The sequence below is a fragment of the Coprobacillus cateniformis genome (genome assembly GCF_009767585.1).
In the GTDB taxonomy this organism is placed as follows: domain Bacteria; phylum Bacillota_I; class Bacilli_A; order Erysipelotrichales; family Coprobacillaceae; genus Coprobacillus; species Coprobacillus cateniformis.
The window spans coordinates 1-1,959 of sequence record NZ_WSNW01000022.1 but is presented as its reverse complement, the minus strand read 5'-3'; the positions used below and the strand labels follow the sequence as shown (position 1 = coordinate 1,959).

Below are 1,959 nucleotides of genomic sequence, written 5' to 3'. Positions count from 1 at the left end.
CCATGGTACAAATGTTGTATATAGCCAGTTTCCATATGCATGATACTGCTTGCTTCCGACATGATAGACTGCATCTTCCCATCTGCCTCCACTGTATGTCCCTGTTCCTACCCATACTCTTACTGCCTTATACTCTTCCGGACTTGACCAGATATGTCCTACCATATCATTACAGTGGCTATTCATGCTTGACTCGCTACTGTATCCTACACTTGATTGTACAGCAGATTCATTCACATTTCCAGCATGTTTTATGGTTTCACAGATTGTTGTATATTTTGATAAAAGTGATAACCCCTTCTCTACTTTTGATATGCTCTTTAATGCATCCTTCAACGATATATACTCTAATCCTAATGTATCACAATACGCTTTCACTGCCTCCTCTAGCCTTGCATTCAAAATAAACTCGCATGATCTGATTGCGTGCTTCGCTTTTCATATTCACTTGTACTTGTTGCATAGCAAAAGATAAAGCATTGCATACAGTTCTCTATTACCTTGGTTTTTATTTTGTACATTCTTTCCTTTTACTGCTGAACTAAAAAAGACTGGGGTAACTCCTGCATAACTCGTTACTTTATTAGCATTTTGAAATCGTTCTATTTCAGCAATATGTGATATTAATGCATATGCAGTAACTGTATGGACTCTGGGTATCGTTTGTAGTTGGTAGGACGTGTCTTTTCAACATTTTTCCATAACACCCTCTATCCTTTCTAATTCCTCACAATAAAGCATAAATGCAATCATGAATTTGTCTACCAATCAAGAAAATATGTTTATCTTTTCTATTATTAATACAAATGAAAGGTAACGAATTGGCAAGATTCTTAAAAGTTCCTACACTATTACTACAGTTGCAAAGACCTTAATTCCGTAAAATAAGCAAAATTTTATGAAATATTTATATTTATGCCTACTTTTTTTGATAAAACTGTGCAGTAAAAAAACAGGCGATAAGCCTTTAAAATAGCCTATTTCCTGTTTCTAGGTGTGTATGTGTAGGGCGGTGTTACTATTATGCCCTATAAAGACTCTCGCTAACGCTCTAATCACAAGCCCTTCCCTATGCATACACTTCGTACGCTGGGAGTGACTTGATTATTGAAGGCTATAAATCTTTGAGAAAGAAACTATTTGCTTAACGAACAATTTTCATTATTCAATTCAATCGAATCAGCTTCTATTAATAATACTTTACTCCATATCTCAATACAAACATTTGCTTTCCCTTGGTATTGTTTTAACCATTCATCTCTTTCACTTTCAATATCGAATTTTACATCCTCCAAAATGCTTATAGATGTAAATTCCAAATAATCATCTTCATCAGGTTCAAAAATATTGAATCTTGTATCTCCTACATTATTAACAAAGTACACCATACTAACTTTTTTAAATTTCAATTCATACCTATGTATTTGACCATTATCTAGAGTTTCCAATAAAAATGTTATATTATTTAATAACATATCGTAGTCGTAATTCAATATTTTGCTTGCCCATAATAAGTTTAACTTTTCTATCAAATTTTCCATTTTATTTCCCTCCTTTATACTTCGTAACCATATTAGTGATTTGTTCAAGATAATTATCTGTTAAGTCAATATGAGTAAGAGCTCTATCACTAGACAATACTCCATCTAAAGTTAATGAACCTTTTCCATCTATGCTTACTCTGAAATAAGGTGCACTCCTTCCTCCAGAACCTTCATCCATAATTCTTACTACAATTGGTTTATTACCATTAGGAATCTCAATTTTGTAGCCATTATTCAATTCAGAGACAGTACCATTTAATTTGCTTCCAACAGAACTAGATGCATTCTTTAAACTTGTTCTAGCTCCACTAGCTCCCTGATAGCCACTATTAGATGAAGAGGGAGGTGCATAGCCTGGACTTGTATTTCCTGATGAAGCATATCCTTTTGATGTACTGTTTCCTGTACTTCCATG

2 protein-coding genes and 2 pseudogenes are annotated in these 1,959 nt (G+C 33.8%); all 4 read right to left on the bottom strand.

What is annotated here, in order from left to right:
* Positions 1-378: pseudogene (locus GQF29_RS18200) on the bottom strand (hypothetical protein); the annotation flags it as partial.
* Positions 379-444: 66 nt separating this feature from the next.
* Positions 445-660, bottom strand: a complete 216-nt coding sequence (locus GQF29_RS19090; RefSeq protein ID WP_083806985.1) for a transposase — start codon at positions 658-660, stop codon at positions 445-447.
* Between the two features lie 476 nt (positions 661-1,136).
* Positions 1,137-1,541, bottom strand: a complete 405-nt coding sequence (locus GQF29_RS18190; RefSeq protein ID WP_008787394.1) for a YxiG family protein — start codon at positions 1,539-1,541, stop codon at positions 1,137-1,139.
* A 1-nt stretch (position 1,542) separates the two neighbouring features.
* Positions 1,543-1,959, bottom strand: a pseudogene (locus tag GQF29_RS18480) (hypothetical protein); the annotation flags it as partial.

Bases quoted from the DNA above. Each gene is read 5' to 3' on its own strand.
- GQF29_RS18190 (WP_008787394.1), bottom strand. From the start codon at position 1,541: ATGGAAAATTTGATAGAAAAGTTAAACTTATTATGGGCAAGCAAAATA.